The organism is Ruoffia sp. FAM 24228, assembly GCF_045528575.1.
Classification (GTDB): Bacteria; Bacillota; Bacilli; order Lactobacillales; family Aerococcaceae; genus Ruoffia; species Ruoffia halotolerans.
In genome coordinates this window covers 1-245 of sequence record NZ_JBGQQZ010000193.1, presented here as the reverse complement: position 1 = coordinate 245, position 245 = coordinate 1, and the positions used below count along the sequence as shown (strand labels likewise).

1 protein-coding gene is annotated in these 245 nt (G+C 41.2%); it reads right to left on the bottom strand.

Annotated elements, in window-relative coordinates; genetic code table 11:
- Positions 1–245 (bottom strand): transposase (locus ACEN33_RS12615; RefSeq protein ID WP_407095229.1); only part of this gene is annotated, 245 nt, incomplete at both ends.

Below are 245 nucleotides of genomic sequence, written 5' to 3'. Positions count from 1 at the left end.
CAAGCAGACTAATCATCATTCTGACATGATTTTCTAAGAAGCGTGGACTATCTGTTTTATCGAAATAAAAGCCACCTTTCGCTTCTTTGATGAAATTCTCCATTGTCCCTCGCTTGCAGTAAAGAGAGAATATGACTTCAGGTGAGACATTATCGGATAGATTAGTCACAATGAATGCGTGTTGAAAGAGGAGTTCTCCTGCTTCACGGATTGATCGAATACAGACACGACGGGGTTTCGACCAT